This window comes from Geobacter sulfurreducens PCA, assembly GCF_000007985.2.
GTDB lineage: Bacteria > Desulfobacterota > Desulfuromonadia > Geobacterales > Geobacteraceae > Geobacter > Geobacter sulfurreducens.
Map to the genome: position 1 here is coordinate 687,501 of NC_002939.5, position 17,350 is coordinate 704,850.

At 58.1% G+C, this 17,350-nt stretch carries 16 protein-coding genes, 1 tRNA gene and 2 rRNA genes (1 of these 19 running past the window's edge); 16 read left to right on the forward strand and 3 right to left on the reverse strand.

Translation table 11 applies throughout. From position 1 onward, the window contains the following. Together GS_RS03255 and rrf are read left to right on the forward strand one after the other, a co-directional pair. Window positions 1-2,153, forward strand: a 23S ribosomal RNA gene (locus tag GS_RS03255) (it extends 805 nt beyond the left edge of the window). A 106-nt stretch (window positions 2,154-2,259) separates the two neighbouring features. Further along, window positions 2,260-2,376, forward strand: a 5S ribosomal RNA gene (gene rrf, locus GS_RS03260). A gap of 59 nt (window positions 2,377-2,435) precedes the next feature. On the opposite strand, the gene GS_RS03265 is transcribed toward rrf, so the two are convergent. Both GS_RS03265 and rpoH read right to left on the reverse strand, forming a co-directional pair. Next, a complete protein-coding gene (locus GS_RS03265) occupies window positions 2,436-3,182 on the reverse strand; it encodes a HesA/MoeB/ThiF family protein (protein ID WP_010941315.1) in 747 nt (248 codons plus the stop codon). Window positions 3,183-3,253: 71 nt separating this feature from the next. After that, the gene (gene rpoH, locus GS_RS03270; protein ID WP_010941316.1) at window positions 3,254-4,108 is read right to left on the reverse strand and encodes an RNA polymerase sigma factor RpoH; all 855 of its coding nucleotides are present in this window, start codon (window positions 4,106-4,108) and stop codon (window positions 3,254-3,256) included. Between the two features lie 286 nt (window positions 4,109-4,394). Between rpoH and GS_RS03275 the strand changes: the two genes are divergently transcribed. The 14 genes from GS_RS03275 to rplI all read left to right on the forward strand — a co-directional run bounded on the left by GS_RS03275 (window position 4,395) and on the right by rplI (window position 16,072). Then, on the forward strand, window positions 4,395-5,468 hold the full coding sequence (locus GS_RS03275; protein ID WP_010941317.1) for a branched-chain amino acid aminotransferase: 1,074 nt from the start codon (window positions 4,395-4,397) through the stop codon (window positions 5,466-5,468). 104 nt (window positions 5,469-5,572) lie between these two features. Further along, the gene (locus GS_RS17390; protein WP_010941318.1) at window positions 5,573-5,737 is read left to right on the forward strand and encodes a hypothetical protein; all 165 of its coding nucleotides are present in this window, start codon (window positions 5,573-5,575) and stop codon (window positions 5,735-5,737) included. A gap of 106 nt (window positions 5,738-5,843) precedes the next feature. Beyond that, window positions 5,844-8,441: an ATP-dependent chaperone ClpB gene (clpB, locus tag GS_RS03280; RefSeq protein ID WP_010941319.1), complete on the forward strand. Its 2,598-nt coding sequence runs from the start codon at window positions 5,844-5,846 to the stop codon at window positions 8,439-8,441. Between the two features lie 156 nt (window positions 8,442-8,597). After that, window positions 8,598-9,386 carry a polysaccharide deacetylase family protein gene (locus GS_RS03285; RefSeq protein ID WP_232008963.1) on the forward strand — a complete coding sequence of 263 codons (789 nt, stop codon included), beginning with the start codon at window positions 8,598-8,600 and terminating at the stop codon, window positions 9,384-9,386. Between the two features lie 75 nt (window positions 9,387-9,461). Next, window positions 9,462-10,301, forward strand: a complete 840-nt coding sequence (gene ispE, locus GS_RS03290; protein ID WP_010941321.1) for a 4-(cytidine 5'-diphospho)-2-C-methyl-D-erythritol kinase — start codon at window positions 9,462-9,464, stop codon at window positions 10,299-10,301. A gap of 55 nt (window positions 10,302-10,356) precedes the next feature. Next, a tRNA-Gln gene (locus tag GS_RS03295) sits at window positions 10,357-10,431 on the forward strand. Between the two features lie 65 nt (window positions 10,432-10,496). Next, on the forward strand, window positions 10,497-11,441 hold the full coding sequence (locus GS_RS03300; RefSeq protein ID WP_010941322.1) for a ribose-phosphate pyrophosphokinase: 945 nt from the start codon (window positions 10,497-10,499) through the stop codon (window positions 11,439-11,441). Window positions 11,442-11,481: 40 nt separating this feature from the next. Next, entirely contained in the window at window positions 11,482-12,066 is a 585-nt protein-coding gene (locus GS_RS03305; RefSeq protein WP_010941323.1) for a 50S ribosomal protein L25, read from the forward strand. A 33-nt stretch (window positions 12,067-12,099) separates the two neighbouring features. Beyond that, window positions 12,100-12,681 (forward strand): aminoacyl-tRNA hydrolase, encoded by a 582-nt coding sequence (gene pth, locus GS_RS03310; protein ID WP_010941324.1) that lies wholly within the window; start codon window positions 12,100-12,102, stop codon window positions 12,679-12,681. A gap of 41 nt (window positions 12,682-12,722) precedes the next feature. Then, window positions 12,723-13,817 (forward strand): redox-regulated ATPase YchF, encoded by a 1,095-nt coding sequence (gene ychF, locus GS_RS03315; protein WP_010941325.1) that lies wholly within the window; start codon window positions 12,723-12,725, stop codon window positions 13,815-13,817. Window positions 13,818-13,962: 145 nt separating this feature from the next. Further along, the gene (gene rpsF, locus GS_RS03320) at window positions 13,963-14,316 is read left to right on the forward strand and encodes a 30S ribosomal protein S6 (protein ID WP_010941326.1); all 354 of its coding nucleotides are present in this window, start codon (window positions 13,963-13,965) and stop codon (window positions 14,314-14,316) included. A gap of 20 nt (window positions 14,317-14,336) precedes the next feature. Further along, window positions 14,337-14,648 carry a 30S ribosomal protein S18 gene (gene rpsR / locus GS_RS03325; RefSeq protein WP_010941327.1) on the forward strand — a complete coding sequence of 104 codons (312 nt, stop codon included), beginning with the start codon at window positions 14,337-14,339 and terminating at the stop codon, window positions 14,646-14,648. 12 nt (window positions 14,649-14,660) lie between these two features. Then, window positions 14,661-15,605, forward strand: coding sequence for a YybS family protein (locus tag GS_RS03330; RefSeq protein WP_010941328.1), 945 nt, complete (start codon window positions 14,661-14,663; stop codon window positions 15,603-15,605). Window positions 15,606-15,625: 20 nt separating this feature from the next. Continuing rightward, entirely contained in the window at window positions 15,626-16,072 is a 447-nt protein-coding gene (gene rplI / locus GS_RS03335) for a 50S ribosomal protein L9 (protein ID WP_010941329.1), read from the forward strand. A 224-nt stretch (window positions 16,073-16,296) separates the two neighbouring features. Here rplI and GS_RS03340 read toward each other — a convergent pair whose 3' ends face one another. Continuing rightward, window positions 16,297-17,151, reverse strand: a complete 855-nt coding sequence (locus GS_RS03340; RefSeq protein WP_010941330.1) for a cytochrome c — start codon at window positions 17,149-17,151, stop codon at window positions 16,297-16,299. Between the last annotated feature and the right edge of the window lie 199 nt (window positions 17,152-17,350).

Consider the following 17,350-nt stretch of genomic DNA (forward strand, 5'->3'; position numbering starts at 1 on the left):
AGGGGATGAGGTGTGGATAGGAGTGAAAGGCTAATCAAACTCGGAGATAGCTGGTTCTCCCCGAAATATATTTAGGTATAGCCTCGTGAAGTAAGTAGTGGGGGTAGAGCACTGAATGGGCTAGGGGTCCTACCAGATTACCAAACCCAATCAAACTCCGAATACCACTAACTGTTATCACGGGAGTCAGACTGCGGGTGATAAGATCCGTAGTCAAAAGGGAAAGAGCCCAGATCGTCGGCTAAGGTCCCAAAATCCATGCTAAGTGGAAAACGATGTGGAAATGCCCAGACAACCAGGAGGTTGGCTTAGAAGCAGCCACCCTTTAAAGAAAGCGTAATAGCTCACTGGTCGAGTGGGTCTGCGCGGAAAATGTAACGGGGCTCAAGCATGGTACCGAAGCCACGGGTTGATACCTTAAGGTATCAGCGGTAGGGGAGCATTGTGTAAGCCTGCGAAGGTCGACCGCGAGGACGGCTGGAGGTATCACAAGAGATTATGCTGACATGAGTAGCGAAAATGCGGGTGAGAAACCCGCACACCGAAAACCCAAGGGTTCCTCAGTAAAGGTAATCTGCTGAGGGTTAGTCGGTCCCTAAGGCGAGGCCGAAAGGCGTAGTTGATGGGAAACAGGTTAATATTCCTGTACCACTTGTCGCTGCGATGGGGGGACGGAGAAGGGTAGGCGATCCGGGTGCTGGACGTCCCGGTTCAAGCGTGTAGGCGGGAAGAGGAGGCAAATCCCTTCTTCCATACAACGCCAAGGCGTGATGACGAGGGGGTATCCCCACAAAGTCGTTGATCCCATGCTTCCAAGAAAAGCCTCTAAGCTTCAGGCGGCAGGTGACCGTACCGTAAACCGACTCAGGTGGGTGAGGATTAATGTCCTAAGGTGCTTGAGAGAACACTGGTTAAGGAACTCGGCAAATTGACACCGTAACTTCGGGAGAAGGTGTGCCCTCACTAGGTGTAGCGATTCGCACGTGAAGCCGAAGAGGGTCGCAGAGAAATGGCGGTAGCGACTGTTTACTAAAAACACAGGACTCTGCTAAGTCGCAAGACGATGTATAGGGTCTGACGCCTGCCCGGTGCCGGAAGGTTAAGGGGATTTGTTAGCGCAAGCGAAGCTTTGAACCGAAGCCCCGGTAAACGGCGGCCGTAACTATAACGGTCCTAAGGTAGCGAAATTCCTTGTCGGGTAAGTTCCGACCTGCACGAATGGCGTAACGATTTCCGCGCTGTCTCAACCAGTGGCTCAGCGAAATTGAATTCTCGGTGAAGATGCCGAGTACCCGCGGCAAGACGGAAAGACCCCGTGAACCTTTACTACAGCTTGACAGTGACATTCGGAATAGCTTGTGTAGGATAGGTGGGAGGCTGTGAAACCGGGACGCCAGTTTCGGTGGAGCCAACCTTGAAATACCACCCTGGTTGTTTTGGATGTCTAACCCAGGCCCGTCATCCGGGTCGGGGACACTGTCTGGTGGGTAGTTTGACTGGGGCGGTCGCCTCCCAAAGCGTAACGGAGGCGCGCGAAGGTTCCCTCAGGCTGATTGGAAACCAGCCGTAGAGTGCAAAGGCATAAGGGAGCTTGACTGCGAGACAGACACGTCGAGCAGGTACGAAAGTAGGCCTTAGTGATCCGGCGGTTCTGTATGGAAGGGCCGTCGCTCAACGGATAAAAGGTACTCCGGGGATAACAGGCTGATCTCCCCCAAGAGTTCACATCGACGGGGAGGTTTGGCACCTCGATGTCGGCTCATCGCATCCTGGGGCTGAAGTCGGTCCCAAGGGTTTGGCTGTTCGCCAATTAAAGCGGTACGCGAGCTGGGTTTAAAACGTCGTGAGACAGTTTGGTCCCTATCTGCCGTGGGCGCAGGATACTTGAGAAGAGCTGTCCTTAGTACGAGAGGACCGGGATGGACGTACCTCTAGTGTTCCAGTTGTTCCGCCAGGAGCATTCGCTGGGTAGCTATGTACGGAAAGGATAACCGCTGAAAGCATCTAAGCGGGAAGCCTCCTTCAAGATTAGGTATCCCCGGGACGCGAGTCCCCTGAAGGCCCGTTGTAGACCACAACGTTGATAGGCCGGGTGTGTAAGCAGGGTAACCTGCTCAGCTGACCGGTACTAATCGGCCGTGAGGCTTGACCATAATTTACTTCCGAGCTTTATTCATACGGGGGTGCTAACACCACCCCCACCATCTACCCTTCACAATCTCGATCAATGCAATTGACTTAGATACATTTATACCGTTTCTCGGTGGCTATGCCGAGGGGGTCACACCCGTTCCCATCTCGAACACGGAAGTTAAGCCCCTCTGGGCCGATGATACTGCACGGGCAGCTGTGTGGGAAAGTAGGTCGCCGCCGGGATTTTTTCCAAACCCCCTGCTCCCTTCCGGAGCAGGGGGTTTCTTACATTCGACCCACCGCTACTGTCCACATGCTCCGCAGCCCCTCCGCCGGCCTACCGCTACCTCCCGAAATCGCAGCGCTAAACTGTCGTACGTCAGCATGCGTCCCGTCAGCAACTCCCCTACTCCCATCACGTGCTTCAATGCCTCCGTCGCCTGCAACGACCCTATCACTCCCGGTAATACTCCCATTACACCTGCTCGCGAACAACTGGTTGCTATCTCCGACGAAGGCTCTTCCTCAAAGAGGCATCGATAGCATGCCGACCGGTGGGGATGCACTGTCATGGTCTGCCCTGCGTAGCGCAAGATACCCCCATGCGAAAATGATTTGCCCGCACGGACGCACGCGTCGTTGATCAAGAACTTTGAGGCAAAATTGTCGGTGGCATCGATTACGAAGTCATAGTCGGCGAGTATGGTCGGAAGGATAGCATCGTCTACTCTCACCGGGTATGTTCGGACTTGGACGTCGGGGTTCAGTTCGCACATCGCTTCACGTGCCGATTCGACTTTGAGGCGGCCGATGCCGGCAGTGGAATGGATAATCTGGCGTTGAAGATTTGAGAGTTCGATTCGATCCGAGTCGGCGATGCCGATGGTTCCAACACCGGCGGCTGCCAGGTAAAAAGCTGCCGGTGAGCCGAGACCGCCGGCGCCGATTACGAGTACTTTACCGTTAAGGAGCTTTTCTTGTCCTTCCGGGCCTACTCCCTCAAGAATGAGGTGGCGAGCATATCGCTCTTGTTGATCACTTGTAAGCATGCGGTTCCCTCGGGTGTAATGTAAAAAGGCCCCACCCGTTCAGGAGTGGGGCCGTGAGTGTGACGAAATGGTCAGACCGGTCGCGTCTCTGCAATAATGGGGATAAGATATGATTTAATTTTACGGAGAGCAGCCTCTTCAATTTGGCGCACACGTTCGCGGGAGATCGAGAATCGATCGGCGATCTCCTGAAGGGTGAGCGGAGTATCGGCTGTCACGCGCTGCTCGACGATAAAACGCTCCTTCTCGTTAAGTTTGCCGAGAGCACCGGCGATATGCTGCTTGAGCAACTCGGACTCTTGGAGTTCTGCCAGAGTGTCCTCTTGGTTTTGCCGCTCGTCAGCCAGTGTTTCCAGGATGGTGAGTCCGTCGCCATTCTTGATTTCTGCGTCGAGGTAGAAGTCACCGCGCATCCGCTGGTCCATTTCGAGGACCTCGGACTCTTTCACGTGGAGCGAGGTCGCTGTTGCTTCGATGTCGTCGGTGCCCGTGAGCCCTTTGATCGCGTTTTTTGCTTGATTCAGCTTGAAGAACAGCTTCTTCTGCGCCTGGGTGGTGCCTATCTTCAGGAGGCTCCATGCCGATATGATATGGTTTTGTATATATGCGCGGATCCACCAGACCGCATAGGAGATAAGACGTATCCCTTTGTAGGGATTAAATTTACGTACTGCCATCATCAGACCGACGTTGCCTTCCTGAATGAGATCGAGCATTTTCAGTCCATAGGAACGATACTCGGCTGCGATCTTGACAACGAATCTAAGATTCGAAGTGATGAGAGAGTGGGCCGCTTCCAGGTCCTTGTCCTCGTAAAATTTAACAGCAAACCGGTATTCCTCCTCAGGAGTGAGGACGGGAAATTTTCTGATTTCTCTCAGGTAGACGGTAAGGCTATCCGCTACAACAGGTAAGCTCATCGACATATGCGCGCCTCCCACCGTGATGTTATTAGCACTCGGTACGTCTGAGTGCTAATAATGTAACAAGTAGGGTGTTAAAAATCAAGCGGGTAGGTAGCCCATTTCTTCCTTGATAGATGAAAGCCCTGTTGGCGTATGATGGGGCACAGGGTGCCTCCGGCAGACACACCGAGAGCGATCTGCCTCATGGCTGGCAGCGCAAAACATCTTGCCGCGTCTGGGATGCTGTGATAAACCGATTTATATAAACTGAGCCGACGCTTGGCGCTGGCTAACGGAGGTCCTGAAGATGGAAATCAGAGTTGCACCACTTCCCGCTGAGCAGAAGAAGCACAAGGCCACTGACGAAACAGCTCTAGGCTTTGGTCGTCTTTTTACCGACCGGATGCTTGTTGCCGAATGGAAAGTCGGGCAGGGCTGGGTCGATGCGCGAATTGAGCCCTATGCTCCGTTTTCGCTGGATCCTGCCTGTGCGGTATTTCACTATGCCCAGGAGATTTTTGAAGGACTCAAGGCGTATAAGTGGGCGGATGGTTCCATAGCACTCTTTCGCCCTGAAATGAATGCCCGCCGCTTCAATCATTCAGCAGAGCGTCTCTGCATGCCCGAGGTGCCGGAAGATCTTTTCATCGGCGGCATCGAGCAACTGGTGGCGCTCGAGCGCGACTGGATACCGGCCTCCGCGGGGACTTCCCTGTATATCCGCCCCGCAATGATTGCCGTGGAGCCGGCTCTCGGCGTGAAACCTGCCGATCATTACTACTTTTTTGTGATTCTTTCACCGGTGGGCGCCTATTACGCCTCTGGATTCAATCCGGTGAAAATCATGGTGGAAGACCAGTATGTCCGCGCCGTGCCCGGCGGCACCGGTGAAGCCAAGACAGGCGGCAATTATGCTTCGTCGCTCAGGGCCGGCCTTGAGGCAAAAAAGAAGGGGTTTGACCAGGTCCTCTGGCTTGACGGGGTCCACCGTCGCTACATCGAGGAGGTTGGGGCTATGAATATGCTGTTTGCCTACGGCAAGACCATAGTCACCTCGCCTCTCACGGGCACCATTCTGAACGGCGTTACCCGCGACTCGGTTCTGAAACTGGCCGCGAGCCGCGGTTACACCATTGAAGAGCGGTTGATTGACGTGAACGATCTCATGGCCGATATTCGTGCCGGCAAGGTGACCGAGGCTTTCGGCAGTGGCACTGCCGCTGTCGTCAGTCCCGTTGGAATCCTGGCGTACAAGGGCGAGAGCGTGACCGTAGGCGACGGTGGCGTAGGGCCGATCACCCGGGAACTCTATGATACCCTTACCGGCATCCAGACGGGCCGGATTCCCGACACCTTCGGCTGGACCCGCAAAATTGCCTGATTGTGCCAAGGAAGGCGGCGGCAACGCCGCCTTCCCTTTTTTCGTCACATTCTGTTGCCATGGCAAATATGGAGATTGCTCCGGACACCCTAGCGAAGGTCACCATGAAACGGAAGCCCGAAGCCAATAAGCTCTGTCTTTCCTGCCGCCGCCCGTGCAAGCAGGCCGCTGCGGTTGTCATTTCCTCCTGCCCCCGCTACTATCCCGGTCCCAAGATTAAGCGGGAGAACTGGAAACAGTTGGAGTTCGACCTTATTTCGCTCCACTAGCGGTCCGTCAGCATCCATCCTCCGCCGAAAACCTTCTCTTACCCGTCCTTGACTTCCTCCCCGGGCGTGCCTATGTTTTCCTTGAAACAGGAAAGGAGAGCGCCCAATGATCAGACCTGAGAAAATGACCATAAAGACCCAGGAAGCCTTGGCCGGAGCCCAGCAACTGGCCGCACGGCAGGGTAATGGCTCCATCGAGCCGGAGCACCTTCTGGTCTCGCTCCTTGAGCAGGAAGGGGGGCTCATTGCCCCGATCATTCAGAAAGTGGGAGGTGCACCGGCCGCACTGCGGAGCGCTGCGGATGTGTTGGTGAAAAGGCTTCCCCAGGTGAGCGGGGCCACGGCCCAGGCCTATCTGTCGCCGGCCCTCAACCGGATTCTCGACGCGGCCCAGCGCGAAGCCGATACCATGAAGGATGAATTCGTCTCCACCGAGCATCTCCTCCTCGGCTTCTTTGCCGACCGGCAGTGCGCGGCAGCCCGGGCGCTTCTTGATGCAGGAGTCAGCCGGGATAACGTCCTGGCGGCCCTGATGGAGATCCGCGGGGGAGAGCGGGTTACCGACCAGAACCCCGAGGATACTTATCAGGCCTTGGCCAAGTATGCCCGCGACCTGACCGATTTGGCCCGTCAGGGAAAGCTCGACCCGGTTATCGGCCGCGACGACGAGATCCGGCGGGTGCTCCAGGTGCTGTCCCGGCGAACAAAGAACAACCCGGTCCTGATCGGTGAGCCTGGGGTGGGAAAGACCGCCATCGTGGAGGGGCTTGCGCAGCGGATCGTCTCCGGTGATGTGCCTGAGACCCTCAAGGATAAGCGGCTCGTTGCTCTCGATATGGGTGCGCTCATTGCCGGTGCCAAGTACCGCGGTGAATTCGAGGAGCGCCTCAAGGCGGTCATCAGGGAGGTGGCCAAGTCTGAGGGCAAGGTGATCCTGTTCATCGACGAGCTTCACACCTTGGTCGGGGCCGGTGCTGCCGAGGGGGCCATGGATGCGTCCAACATGCTCAAACCGGCGCTTGCCCGGGGAGAGCTCCACTGCATCGGTGCCACGACGCTCAATGAATATCGCAAGTACATCGAGAAGGACGCGGCTCTTGAACGGCGGTTCCAGCAGGTCTATACCGGCGAACCGTCGGTTGAGGACACTATCGCGATCCTGCGCGGGCTCAAGGAAAAGTACGAGAACTATCACGGCATAAGGATCAAGGACAGCGCCATCATTGCGGCCGCCACCCTGTCGGACCGCTACATCACCGACCGCTTTCTCCCCGATAAGGCAATCGACCTGATCGATGAGGCCGCCTCACGTTTGAGGATCGAGATCGATTCCATGCCTACGGAAATCGATGAGGTTGAGCGGAGGATCATTCAACTGGAGATCGAAAAACAGGCCTTGCTGCGGGAGAGCCAAGATCCTCACTCTCTGGAGCGGCTGAAAAAACTCGCCGACGAACTGGAGGAACTCAAGGCTAAGTCGGCCGAGCTCAAGGGGCACTGGCAGCGGGAGAAGGATATCATCGGCCGGGTAAGTTCGCTCAGGCAACGGCTCGAAGAGAAGAGGGAAGAAGCGAAAAAGGCCGAGCGCGAAGGCAATCTGGCCCGGACGGCTGAGATCCGCTACGGTGAGATCCCGGCTATCGAGAAAGAAATCGCCGACAGGAGCGCGGAGCTGGAGGATATCCGCAAGGAAGGAAAGATGCTGCCGGAGGAAGTGGATGGCGAGCTGGTGGCCGAGATCGTTTCCCGGTGGACCGGTATTCCGGTTTCCCGCATGATGGAGGGCGAGGCGGACAAGCTGGTGCATATGGAGGACCGGCTGATAACCCGGGTCGTCGGCCAGGATGAGGCACTCGTCCTGGTGGCAAACGCCATCCGCCGGGCCCGGTCCGGTCTCTCGGACCCCAATCGCCCTATTGGCTCGTTCCTGTTTCTGGGGCCCACCGGTGTCGGCAAAACCGAAACCGCCAAGGCCCTGGCGGAGTTCCTGTTCAACGACGACCAGGCCATCGTTCGCATCGACATGAGCGAGTATCAGGAAAAGCACACCGTTGCCCGACTCATCGGCGCTCCGCCGGGCTATGTGGGATACGAAGAAGGGGGGCAGCTTACCGAGGCGGTCAGGCGGCGACCCTATTCCATCGTCCTCTTCGACGAGATCGAAAAGGCTCATCCGGAGGTCTTCAATGTGCTCCTCCAGGTGCTGGACGACGGGCGGCTCACCGATGGGCAGGGGCGTACTGTCGATTTCCGCAACACGGTCATCATCATGACGAGCAACCTTGGTTCCCAATGGATTCAGCAGTACGGTTCCAGCGACTACGCACGCATGAAGGCCATGGTCACCGAGACGCTCAAGGAGGGATTCAAACCAGAATTCCTCAACCGCATCGACGAAATCGTGATCTATCATGCGCTTCCCCTTGAGCAGATCAAGAAGATCGTCGATATCCAGGTGGAATGTCTGAAGCAGCGACTCGCTGATCGGCGCATCGTCCTTGAACTGAGCGACAAGGCCCGGGAATACCTGAGCCGCGAGGGCTATGACCCCGCCTACGGTGCCCGGCCCCTCAAGCGGACGATCCAGCGAAAGATCCAAGACCCGCTGGCCCTGGCGCTTCTGGAAGGAAAGTTTCAGGAAGGGGATACGGTCAGGGTCGACCTGTCCGTGTCGGGGGAGGAGCTTGTCATCACGAAGAAATAGTTTCGCCACCGATTAGAGCGCATCAGCGGGCTTCATTCCTGAAGCCCGCTTTTTTTGTTTCAGGGTGCCTTGAGAGGCGTTACTATTGGCAGTACCTGACTGGGCGAGGTGATCAGCGTGACGGCACGACGGATATGTACGATAGCAAGGGCATTAGTGGCAGTCATTGTTCTGCTTGCCGTGAGTCGGCCGGTGACAGCGGTCGAGGCGGGAGAGGGAGGCGACGACGGTTATGCCGCTCTGCGGCAGCGCGTGGTTGAGCGATTTGCCGGACGAGCACCGACCCAGTGGGGCGAACGGGTTGCAGGTGTTATTACGCATCTTCGGTCTGGCACCAATGGGGTTGCCCTGACCCTGGACGCCTGCGGAACCGCCCGGGGCAAAGGGATCGACAGCCGCCTTATCGCCTTTCTGGAGCGGGAAGGAGTCCCGGCAACCCTGTTTGTCACTGGTCGCTGGATAGAGGCAAATCCTGGCGAGTTCCGGCGACTGGCCGCAAACCCTCTGTTCGAGATCGCCAACCATGGCGACCGGCATCGCCCTGCCTCGGTCGCGGGGCGGTCGGCCTACGGTATTGCCGGCACGGCCGATGTCGCCGCACTGGTTGACGAAATAGAGCTCAATGCACGCCGCATCCAGGAAGTGACCGGTCGGAGACCCCGATTCTTCCGTTCCGGGACCGCCTACTATGATGAGGTTGCCGTGGAGGTCGCCGGCGTTCTTGGGCATCGGGTGGCCGGCTTTTCGGTCCTAGGTGATGCCGGGGCAACCTTCTCTGTCGAGCAGGTCCGACGGGCGTTGCTGGCGGCGACACCCGGTGATGTGGTTATACTCCATATGAATCATCCGGAGAGCGGAACCGCCGCCGGCGTTGAGGCTGCAATCCCCCTGCTGCGGACCAGGGGGCTGCGGTTTGTGACTCTCTCGGAGGGGATGGGTGACTGAGGTGATTTCCCCTTGCGTTACCCGGGCTTTTGCTTTACAAAAAAATCTTTCCATTTTTCCCCAGGTGGATGCGACGTGAAGAAGCTGACGCTCAAGGCCCCGGCCAAGGTCAATTACCGCCTCGACGTTCTGAGGCGGCGCCCCGACGGCTACCATGATTTGCGGATGATCATGCAGCGGATCGATCTCTGTGACGAGATAGAGATCTGCCTCACGGACGGGCCCGGCATTCGGGTGGTCTGCGGCCGCGAGGGGGTGCCTGATGGGCCCGGCAATATTGCCTGGCGCGCTGCTGACGCCCTGCTCGCCCTGTCCGCCGACAAGCCTGGTATTGATATCTCCATAACCAAGAAGATTCCGGTGGCGGCCGGCCTGGGAGGCGGAAGCAGTGACGCGGCGACGGTGCTCATGGGGGTGAACGAGCTGCTGGGACTGGATCTGCCCGAAAAGCGTCTCCGGGAGATCGGCGTCACCCTCGGCGCTGACGTGCCGTTTTTCATCTTCGGCCGGACAGCCCTGGCCGAAGGGATCGGCGAGGAGCTGACCGCCATCGACCGAGTGCCCGCCGCCTGGATTGTGGTGGTCAATCCCAATGTTCCCGTTTCGACGGCATGGGTCTATCAAAATTTGCAATTGACAGGTGAGGCCGCCAGGGTTAAAATTCCCCGTTTCTTCGAGAGTGTCGCGGAGGTCTGCGCGATTCTCTCCAATGACCTTGAATCGGTCACTATCCCGCGGTATCCGGTTATCGGCGAGATCAAGCGTGAGCTTCTCGCCGCCGGGGCGCTCGGTTCCCTCATGTCGGGAAGCGGGCCGACGGTTTTTGCACTCTTCGAGGAAGAGGACGCAGCCGTTCGAGCCGCCGAGATGATGCGCGCGCGGAGTTGGTTCGCCGCAGCGGTCAGGACAATCTGAGCGGAGCCGTGCCGGCTATGCGGAAGCCCGGGCAGGCACGGCACATACGGCACGTTGGGGTGTCGCCAAGCGGTAAGGCACCGGATTTTGATTCCGGCATTCCAAGGTTCGAATCCTTGCACCCCAGCCACTTTACCCACTCATTTCCATCCGGCTCGTCCGATGGAAATTATTTTTTGTGGCAAGGCAGCGGTCATGAATCAGAAAATCAGGGTGTTCAGTGGCAATTCCAACCGGAGCTTGGCGGAAAGTATCTGCGCCAACCTGGGTCTTCCCCTCGGCAAAGCCAACGTCAAGACCTTTTCTGACGGCGAGGTCATGGTGGAAATCGGCGAAAACGTCCGTGGGCGCGATACCTACGTGGTGCAGTCCACCTGCGCCCCCACCAACAACAATCTCATGGAGCTCCTGATAATGATGGATGCTCTGAAGCGCGCGTCGGCGGCAACCATCACGGCGGTGATCCCCTATTACGGCTACGCCCGGCAGGATCGCAAGGTCGCGCCCCGAACACCCATTACGTCCAAGCTGGTGGCCGACCTGATCACCACCGCCGGGGCGGACCGGGTGGTAACCGTCGACCTCCACGCGGGGCAGATCCAGGGATTCTTCAATATCCCCGTTGACAACCTCTATGCCGCACCGGTTATCCTCGAGCACCTCAAGCAGCGCTTCCCCGAGAACTCCATCGTGATGGTTTCCCCCGATGCTGGTGGAACCGAGCGGGCACGGGCCTTTGCCAAGCGCCTCGGTTGTACGCTGGCGGTCATCGACAAGCGCCGGACCGGACCCAACGTGGCCGAAGTGATGCACCTTATCGGCGATGTGACGGATAAGACGGCCATTATTCTCGATGACATGATCGACACGGCAGGAACTCTCACCCAGGCTGCCCGCGCGCTCAAAGAGCACGGTGCCAAGACCATTTATGCCTGTGCCACCCACGGCGTCCTTTCCGGCCCGGCCATAGAGAGGATCAACAATTCCGACATCGAAGCGGTAGTGATAACTGACACGGTTCCCCTTGGCGACAAGGAGCAGCAGACCAGCAAGGTAAAGGTGCTGTCCGTGGCCAACCTTCTTGCCGAGGCAATCCGGCGGATTCATGAGGATGAATCGGTAAGCTCGCTGTTTGTGTAATCTGGCGACCATAACGTAACGACTGATACTGGAGGATGTAATGGAACAGAAAACGATGAGCATAGAACTGAGGGAGAAGAACGGCAAGGGCGTTGCCCGTAAGCTCAGGGCTCAAGATGTTGTGCCCGGCGTGGTTTACGGCAAGGGGATCGAGCCGGTTTCCGTCAAGGTCGCTGCCAAGGATCTCGCCGCAACCATCGCCGGCGAGGGGGGGCTCAACAGCCTCATCACCCTGTCGGGTGGCGGCAGCCTCAACGGCAATATCGTCATCGTTGCCGATATGCAGCGCAACCCCCTCAAGGGTGACATCCTGCACGTGGATTTCCACCGGATTTCGCTCGACGAGAAGGTAAAGGTTCACGTGCCTCTGGTTATGGTCGGAACCGCCGCCGGCGTCAAGGAAGGCGGGATGCTCGACGTGGTTACCTACTCCCTCGATGTTGAGTGCCTTCCGACGGCGATTCCCGAGGCCATCAACGTCGACGTTACCAATCTTGCCATCGGCCATTCCATTCACGTGAGCGAGCTTGTTCTGCCTGCCGGGATCAAAGTGCTCAATGACCCCGAGACTCCCATCGTGAGCATCCACGGAAAGGCAAAGGAAGAAGCTCCTGCGGCGGAATAACCCCGCCGCACGGCTTCACGCCGCGTCGACCACATGGCAACAAAACTGATCGTCGGGCTGGGGAATCCCGGCCCGAAATACCTATGGACCCGCCACAACGCGGGTTTCATGGTTTTAGACCGTCTTGCCCACGCCATCGGTGCGTCGGTTACCAGGAAGAGCTTTTCCGGTGTCTTCGGTGAGGGGGCTTGGCACGGCGAACGGCTTCTCCTTCTCAAGCCCCAGACCTACATGAATCTTTCCGGGCGCTCGGTGGCCGAGGCGCTCCGTTTTCACAAGCTTCCGCTTTGCGACACCATCGTGATTCATGACGACCTCGACATTCCCTTCGGCCGTGTCAAGGTCAAGGAGGGGGGCGGTCACGGCGGGCACAATGGTCTCCGCTCCCTTGTTCAGGAGCTTGGCGGAGCAGGCTTTGTCCGGGTGAGAGTCGGGATCGGCAGGCCGGTCCATGGTGACGTGGTGAATTACGTTCTGACCAATTTCAGTCAGGACGAAATGGCGGATCTTGCCCACCTGCTCGACGGAACCCTCGACCTCCTGGAGTCACTCCTGACAGCCGGACTCCCCAAGACCATGAGTCTGTATAACAACAAGGATCTTCTTGCCCCCTGACAACGAGGGGGGGCGGATATCTTCCTGAAGGAAGGATGCACATGGGTTTCAACTGCGGCATCGTGGGACTCCCCAACGTGGGAAAGTCGACCATCTTCAATGCTCTTACCTCGGCGGGGGCCGAGTCGGCCAACTATCCCTTCTGCACCATCGATCCCAACGTCGGCATCGTGCAGGTTCCGGATGTACGTCTTGACCGGCTGGCGGAGATCGTCAGCCCCGAGCGCATCCTGCCGACCACCATCGAGTTTGTCGATATAGCCGGCCTGGTAAAGGGGGCCAGCCAGGGGGAGGGGCTCGGCAACCAGTTTCTCGGCCATATCCGCTCCGTAGATGCCATTGTCCACGTGGTGCGCTGCTTTGAGGACGAGAACGTGGTGCACGTGAGCGGCAGCGTCGATCCCTTGCGGGATATCGACATCATTCAGACCGAGCTGGCACTTGCCGATCTGGACAGCGTCGACAAAAAGCTGCAGCGCGTCGAAAAGCAGGCGAAAAGCGGTGACAAGCGGCTCAAGGAGGAAAGCGAATTCTACGCTCGCCTCAAGGCGGCCCTGGAGCAGGGAATCCCTGCGCGCCACGTCCAGGTGGCCGACGAAGAGCTCCCCTGGCTGCGGGACCTCCATCTGCTGACCGACAAGCCGGTGCTCTATGTGGCCAATGTGGCCGAGGACGACCTTGACGGAGCTCACCCGGCGGTGGCCAAGGTGCGAGAGCTGGCCGAGCGGGAGGGGGCGCGGGTGGTCACCATCTGCGGTCGGATCGAGGCTGAGATCGCCGAGCTGGATGGGGATGAAAAACGGGTGTTCCTCGAGGAGATGGGGCTTGCCGAGTCGGGACTCGACCGCCTGATCCGCATGGGCTACGAACTGCTCGGGCTCATCACCTATTTCACTGCCGGCAAAAAAGAAGTCCGGGCCTGGACGATTCCGACCGGCACCAAGGCGCCCCAGGCGGCAGGCGTTATCCACACCGATTTTGAAAAAGGGTTCATTCGGGCAGAAGTCATTGCCTACGCCGACTACATCGCGGCGGGCGGCGAGACCGGGGCTAAGGAAAAAGGGCTCATGCGGCTCGAAGGGAAGGAATACGTGGTTCAGGATGGTGATGTCATGCATTTCCGGTTCAACGTCTGAGCGGGGCGCACCTACGGTCATGCGGGATATTCTCCTTGAACTTCAAGGCGTTTTGTAGTACATAATTACTTTTCCACTGCAGCTTGGGCTGCAACTCCTTGCTCCGGCTGAAGCCGGGGCTACCAAACCGTGAGGAGGAAGTAGAATGGTCAGGATGTATGAAACAATCGTGATCGTCCAGCCGGAACTCGGCGACGACGAGCTCAAGGGGCTCACTGCCAAGGTGACGGACATCATCGGTTCCTTCAAGGGGGTTCTTCACCGCCTTGAGGACTGGGGTGTCAGAAAGCTTGCCTATCCGGTGAAAAAGAGCGTGCGGGGGCGGTATTACTACGTCCGCTTCGACGGCGACGCGCCTCTTATCGCCGAACTGGAGCGGCGCCTGCGTCTTGATGACAAGGTGCTGCGCTATCAGAGCGTGAAGCTTGAAAAAGAGGCTGCCGCTCCCGCCCCGAAGGCTGCGCCCGTCGAAAGCGCTCCTGCAGTCGAAGCCGAATAAGCATACGGAGGATCACATAGATGAGCGAAGAAAGAACCGAAAGACCCGAGAGAACCGAACGGCCCGAAAGACCCCAGCAGCGGGGCAGTGGCCCGAGAAAGAGAAGACCGTTCCAGCGCAGGAAAGTATGCCGCTTCTGTGCTGACAAGACCCTGGTGATCGACTATAAGGACCCCCGCGTTCTCCGTTCGTTCATTACCGAGCGCGGCAAGATCGTTCCCCGCCGTATCTCCGGTAACTGCTCCGCCCATCAGCGGGAGATCACCGAGGCGATCAAGCGGGCCAGAAACATTGCCCTGATTCCGATCGCGTCGACCCACGTCATCGCCTAAGCGTCACGGGAGATGGAGAACAGTCTCAGGAGCACCCTGCTCGATATCGTCAAAGGGTGCATCGCAACGGTGGCGCTCTTCATCGCCTACCTGGAACTTCCGGTTATCGGCATGCTTGCGGGGGTGGTAGTACCGCTCCCCGCCCTGCTCTATGATCTCAAGCGGGGCAAATGGTCCGGGCTGGCTATTGTGCTGGCCTCAGCGCTCATATTCATGCTGATTGCCGGCCCCGCAGGAGCCCTCCTGTACGTGTTGCAGGCGGGCATTTTCTCCCTGGCATTGCCGCGGTTCCTCACAATGGGCGGGGGCCCTGCACGGGCTCTCGCATCAGCCGTGGCCGTGACGGTGGCAGTCATTACCGCCGCAGCGGTCGGCTATGGGGTAACCCGTGGCGTCACCGTCGAGGGGCAAGTCGCCGAGTCGCTGCAATCCAGCATAACCCAGGCGATTCAACTTTATGAAAAGAGTGGGGTAAGCGGTGCCGATCTCGACGAACTGCGCGAGGGTATGGAGCAGGCAGCCAAATCGCTTGCTCAGCTCTATCCGTCACTCTTTGTCGTGGGGATTGCCATGGCCGGCGGGCTGAACCTGCTTCTGCTCCAGCGGTTCGGACGCCGGTTGGGCCTTGCGGTTCCCGGGGGCTCCTTCGGGAAATACCGGAACCCCGATCATCTGGTCTGGCTGCCGATTTGCGCGGGATTTGCCCTGCTGGCCGGCCACGACGCAGTGACGACTATTGCCCTGAACGTACTGGTCCTGACCGGGTTTCTCTATTTCATTCAAGGCATGGCGATCATCATTCATCTGTTCGACCGTTATGCCGCACCGGCATTTCTGAGGTATCTGTTGTATTTCCTGCTCTTTGTGCAGGCCTATCTGGTCGTAGCGGTGGCGTTGTTCGGACTGTTGGATCTCTGGGGCAACTTCCGCAGACCGCGAATCCCAACAAACCTGTAAAACAGGCTAGGAGGAAAGACATGAAAGTCATTCTGAAGGAAAACGTAGAAAATCTCGGCCACATTGGCGATATTGTCAAGGTTGCACCCGGCTATGCCCGCAACTATCTGATCCCCCGCAATTTCGCCATCGAAGCAACCGAAAAGAACGCCAAAGCCCTTGAGCACGCCAAGCGTCAGCTGGAGTACAAGCGCAACAAGGTCCTTGAGCAGGCCCGGCTGCTTGTCGCCAAGATCGAAGGGCTGAGCCTGAGCATTTCGCACCAGGCAGGGGAAGAAGGCAAGCTCTTCGGTTCGGTCACCAACATGGAGCTCGCTGAGTTGCTCAAGGCCCAGGGCGTCGAAATCGACCGGAAGAAGATCGTGCTCGCCGAGCCGATCAAGCATGTGGGCGAGTTTACCGCCGTGGTAAAGGTTCACCCGGAGGTTGCCGCCAACCTGAAAGTCGTGGTGACCAAGGCGGAATAACAAAACGCCTGATAACCAGTAGACGAAACGGCCTCCTTGTGGAGGCCGTTTTTTTTGTGTTCTCAGGCGCGCAGCAACCATCTGGTTGCCGTGCCGGGAGGGGGGGCGATGCGGGGCGGCGGCACGAGGAGCGTGCGGGGCCGGCGTATCCCCCGATCAAACGCAAAGAGGGCCTGCATCCGAACAGGGTGCAGGCCCTCTTTGCGTTTTACTTCGGACGAAGTTTACTTCTTCTTCTTGTCTTTCGCCGGCGCGGCCTTGGCAGGTTCACCCTTTTGGGCAGACCAGTGGTTCAGGTCGTGGGCAATGCTGTGGCAGTCGCCGCAGGTGCCGAATTTTGCCATCATCGGAGCGGGGTGCGGAGTGCCGTGGCAGCTCTGGCAGGTCGGAACCATCTTGTGCTTCTCCTGGTGGCAGTACACGCAGGCGAGCGACTTGTGCTTGGCGGTGCTGGCGCTCAGGAGGTCGACGGCTTTCTTGTGGCAGGCGCCGCAATCCTTGTTAGGCACTTCTTTGCCGTAGACAACGTTCTTGGGCATGTGAGCCTTGTGGCACTTCTTGCAGTCTGCCTGGGTCTGCTCGGCATAGTGCGGCTTGTGGCACTGGGTGCAAGCCGGGATTTTGCCGTGGACGTTGTGGCAGGTGGAGCAGTAGAGGTTGGTGTGCTTGCTCTTGAATTCCTTGAGCTGCGAGATCTGCTGCGAGTGGCAGGTCAGGCAGGGGTCGGTGATATTGCCCGACAGAACGATGTTGAGCGGAGTGTGGGGATTCGTGTGGCATCCCATACAGTTTGCCAGCTCATAGTGCTTTTTGCCGCTGTGGCACTGGCTGCACTGGGGAATGTTGTTCTTTGACTGGGGACGGTGGCCGGCATGGCAGTCGAAACAGGTGATCTTCTTGTGGCCTGCACCGGCGCTGGCCACGTCTGCCGGGGGCTGGATGTGACACTTGACGCAATCGTCCTGCACCAGTTTGGCGGCGGGCTGAGCGGCCTGGGAGTCGAGCGTTCCCAGGCAGAGCGTTGCGGCCAGGGTCAGGGCCGACACGGCAACGAGCCTGATACGTCGTACAGCGTTCATCGTTCCTCCTTTGTGCGTTTGGCACGAATAGTATGTGCTCCGCTTCCGGACGGAAGAGAGCGTGAGTCGCGGGAATATCCCGGAGCAAACCAAGAGAAAAGCGGGGAGATTATGCCATTTCTGGGGGGTTCAGTCAATTAGAAAAAAGTAATTCTGCGGGGGCTGAACTCATTGAAATTGCAAAGGAATAACGCTAAAT

Excerpts from the sequence above, each read along its gene's own strand:
- GS_RS03265 (WP_010941315.1), bottom strand. The coding sequence starts at position 3,182 with ATGCTTACAAGTGATCAACAAGAGCGATATGCTCGCCACCTCATTCTT.
- rpoH (WP_010941316.1), bottom strand. The coding sequence starts at position 4,108 with ATGTCGATGAGCTTACCTGTTGTAGCGGATAGCCTTACCGTCTACCTG.
- GS_RS03275 (WP_010941317.1), top strand. The coding sequence starts at position 4,395 with ATGGAAATCAGAGTTGCACCACTTCCCGCTGAGCAGAAGAAGCACAAG.
- GS_RS17390 (WP_010941318.1), top strand. The coding sequence starts at position 5,573 with ATGAAACGGAAGCCCGAAGCCAATAAGCTCTGTCTTTCCTGCCGCCGC.
- clpB (WP_010941319.1), top strand. The coding sequence starts at position 5,844 with ATGATCAGACCTGAGAAAATGACCATAAAGACCCAGGAAGCCTTGGCC.
- GS_RS03300 (WP_010941322.1), top strand. The coding sequence starts at position 10,497 with ATGAATCAGAAAATCAGGGTGTTCAGTGGCAATTCCAACCGGAGCTTG.
- GS_RS03305 (WP_010941323.1), top strand. The coding sequence starts at position 11,482 with ATGGAACAGAAAACGATGAGCATAGAACTGAGGGAGAAGAACGGCAAG.
- pth (WP_010941324.1), top strand. The coding sequence starts at position 12,100 with ATGGCAACAAAACTGATCGTCGGGCTGGGGAATCCCGGCCCGAAATAC.
- ychF (WP_010941325.1), top strand. The coding sequence starts at position 12,723 with ATGGGTTTCAACTGCGGCATCGTGGGACTCCCCAACGTGGGAAAGTCG.
- rpsF (WP_010941326.1), top strand. The coding sequence starts at position 13,963 with ATGGTCAGGATGTATGAAACAATCGTGATCGTCCAGCCGGAACTCGGC.
- rpsR (WP_010941327.1), top strand. The coding sequence starts at position 14,337 with ATGAGCGAAGAAAGAACCGAAAGACCCGAGAGAACCGAACGGCCCGAA.
- GS_RS03330 (WP_010941328.1), top strand. The coding sequence starts at position 14,661 with ATGGAGAACAGTCTCAGGAGCACCCTGCTCGATATCGTCAAAGGGTGC.
- rplI (WP_010941329.1), top strand. The coding sequence starts at position 15,626 with ATGAAAGTCATTCTGAAGGAAAACGTAGAAAATCTCGGCCACATTGGC.
- GS_RS03340 (WP_010941330.1), bottom strand. The coding sequence starts at position 17,151 with ATGAACGCTGTACGACGTATCAGGCTCGTTGCCGTGTCGGCCCTGACC.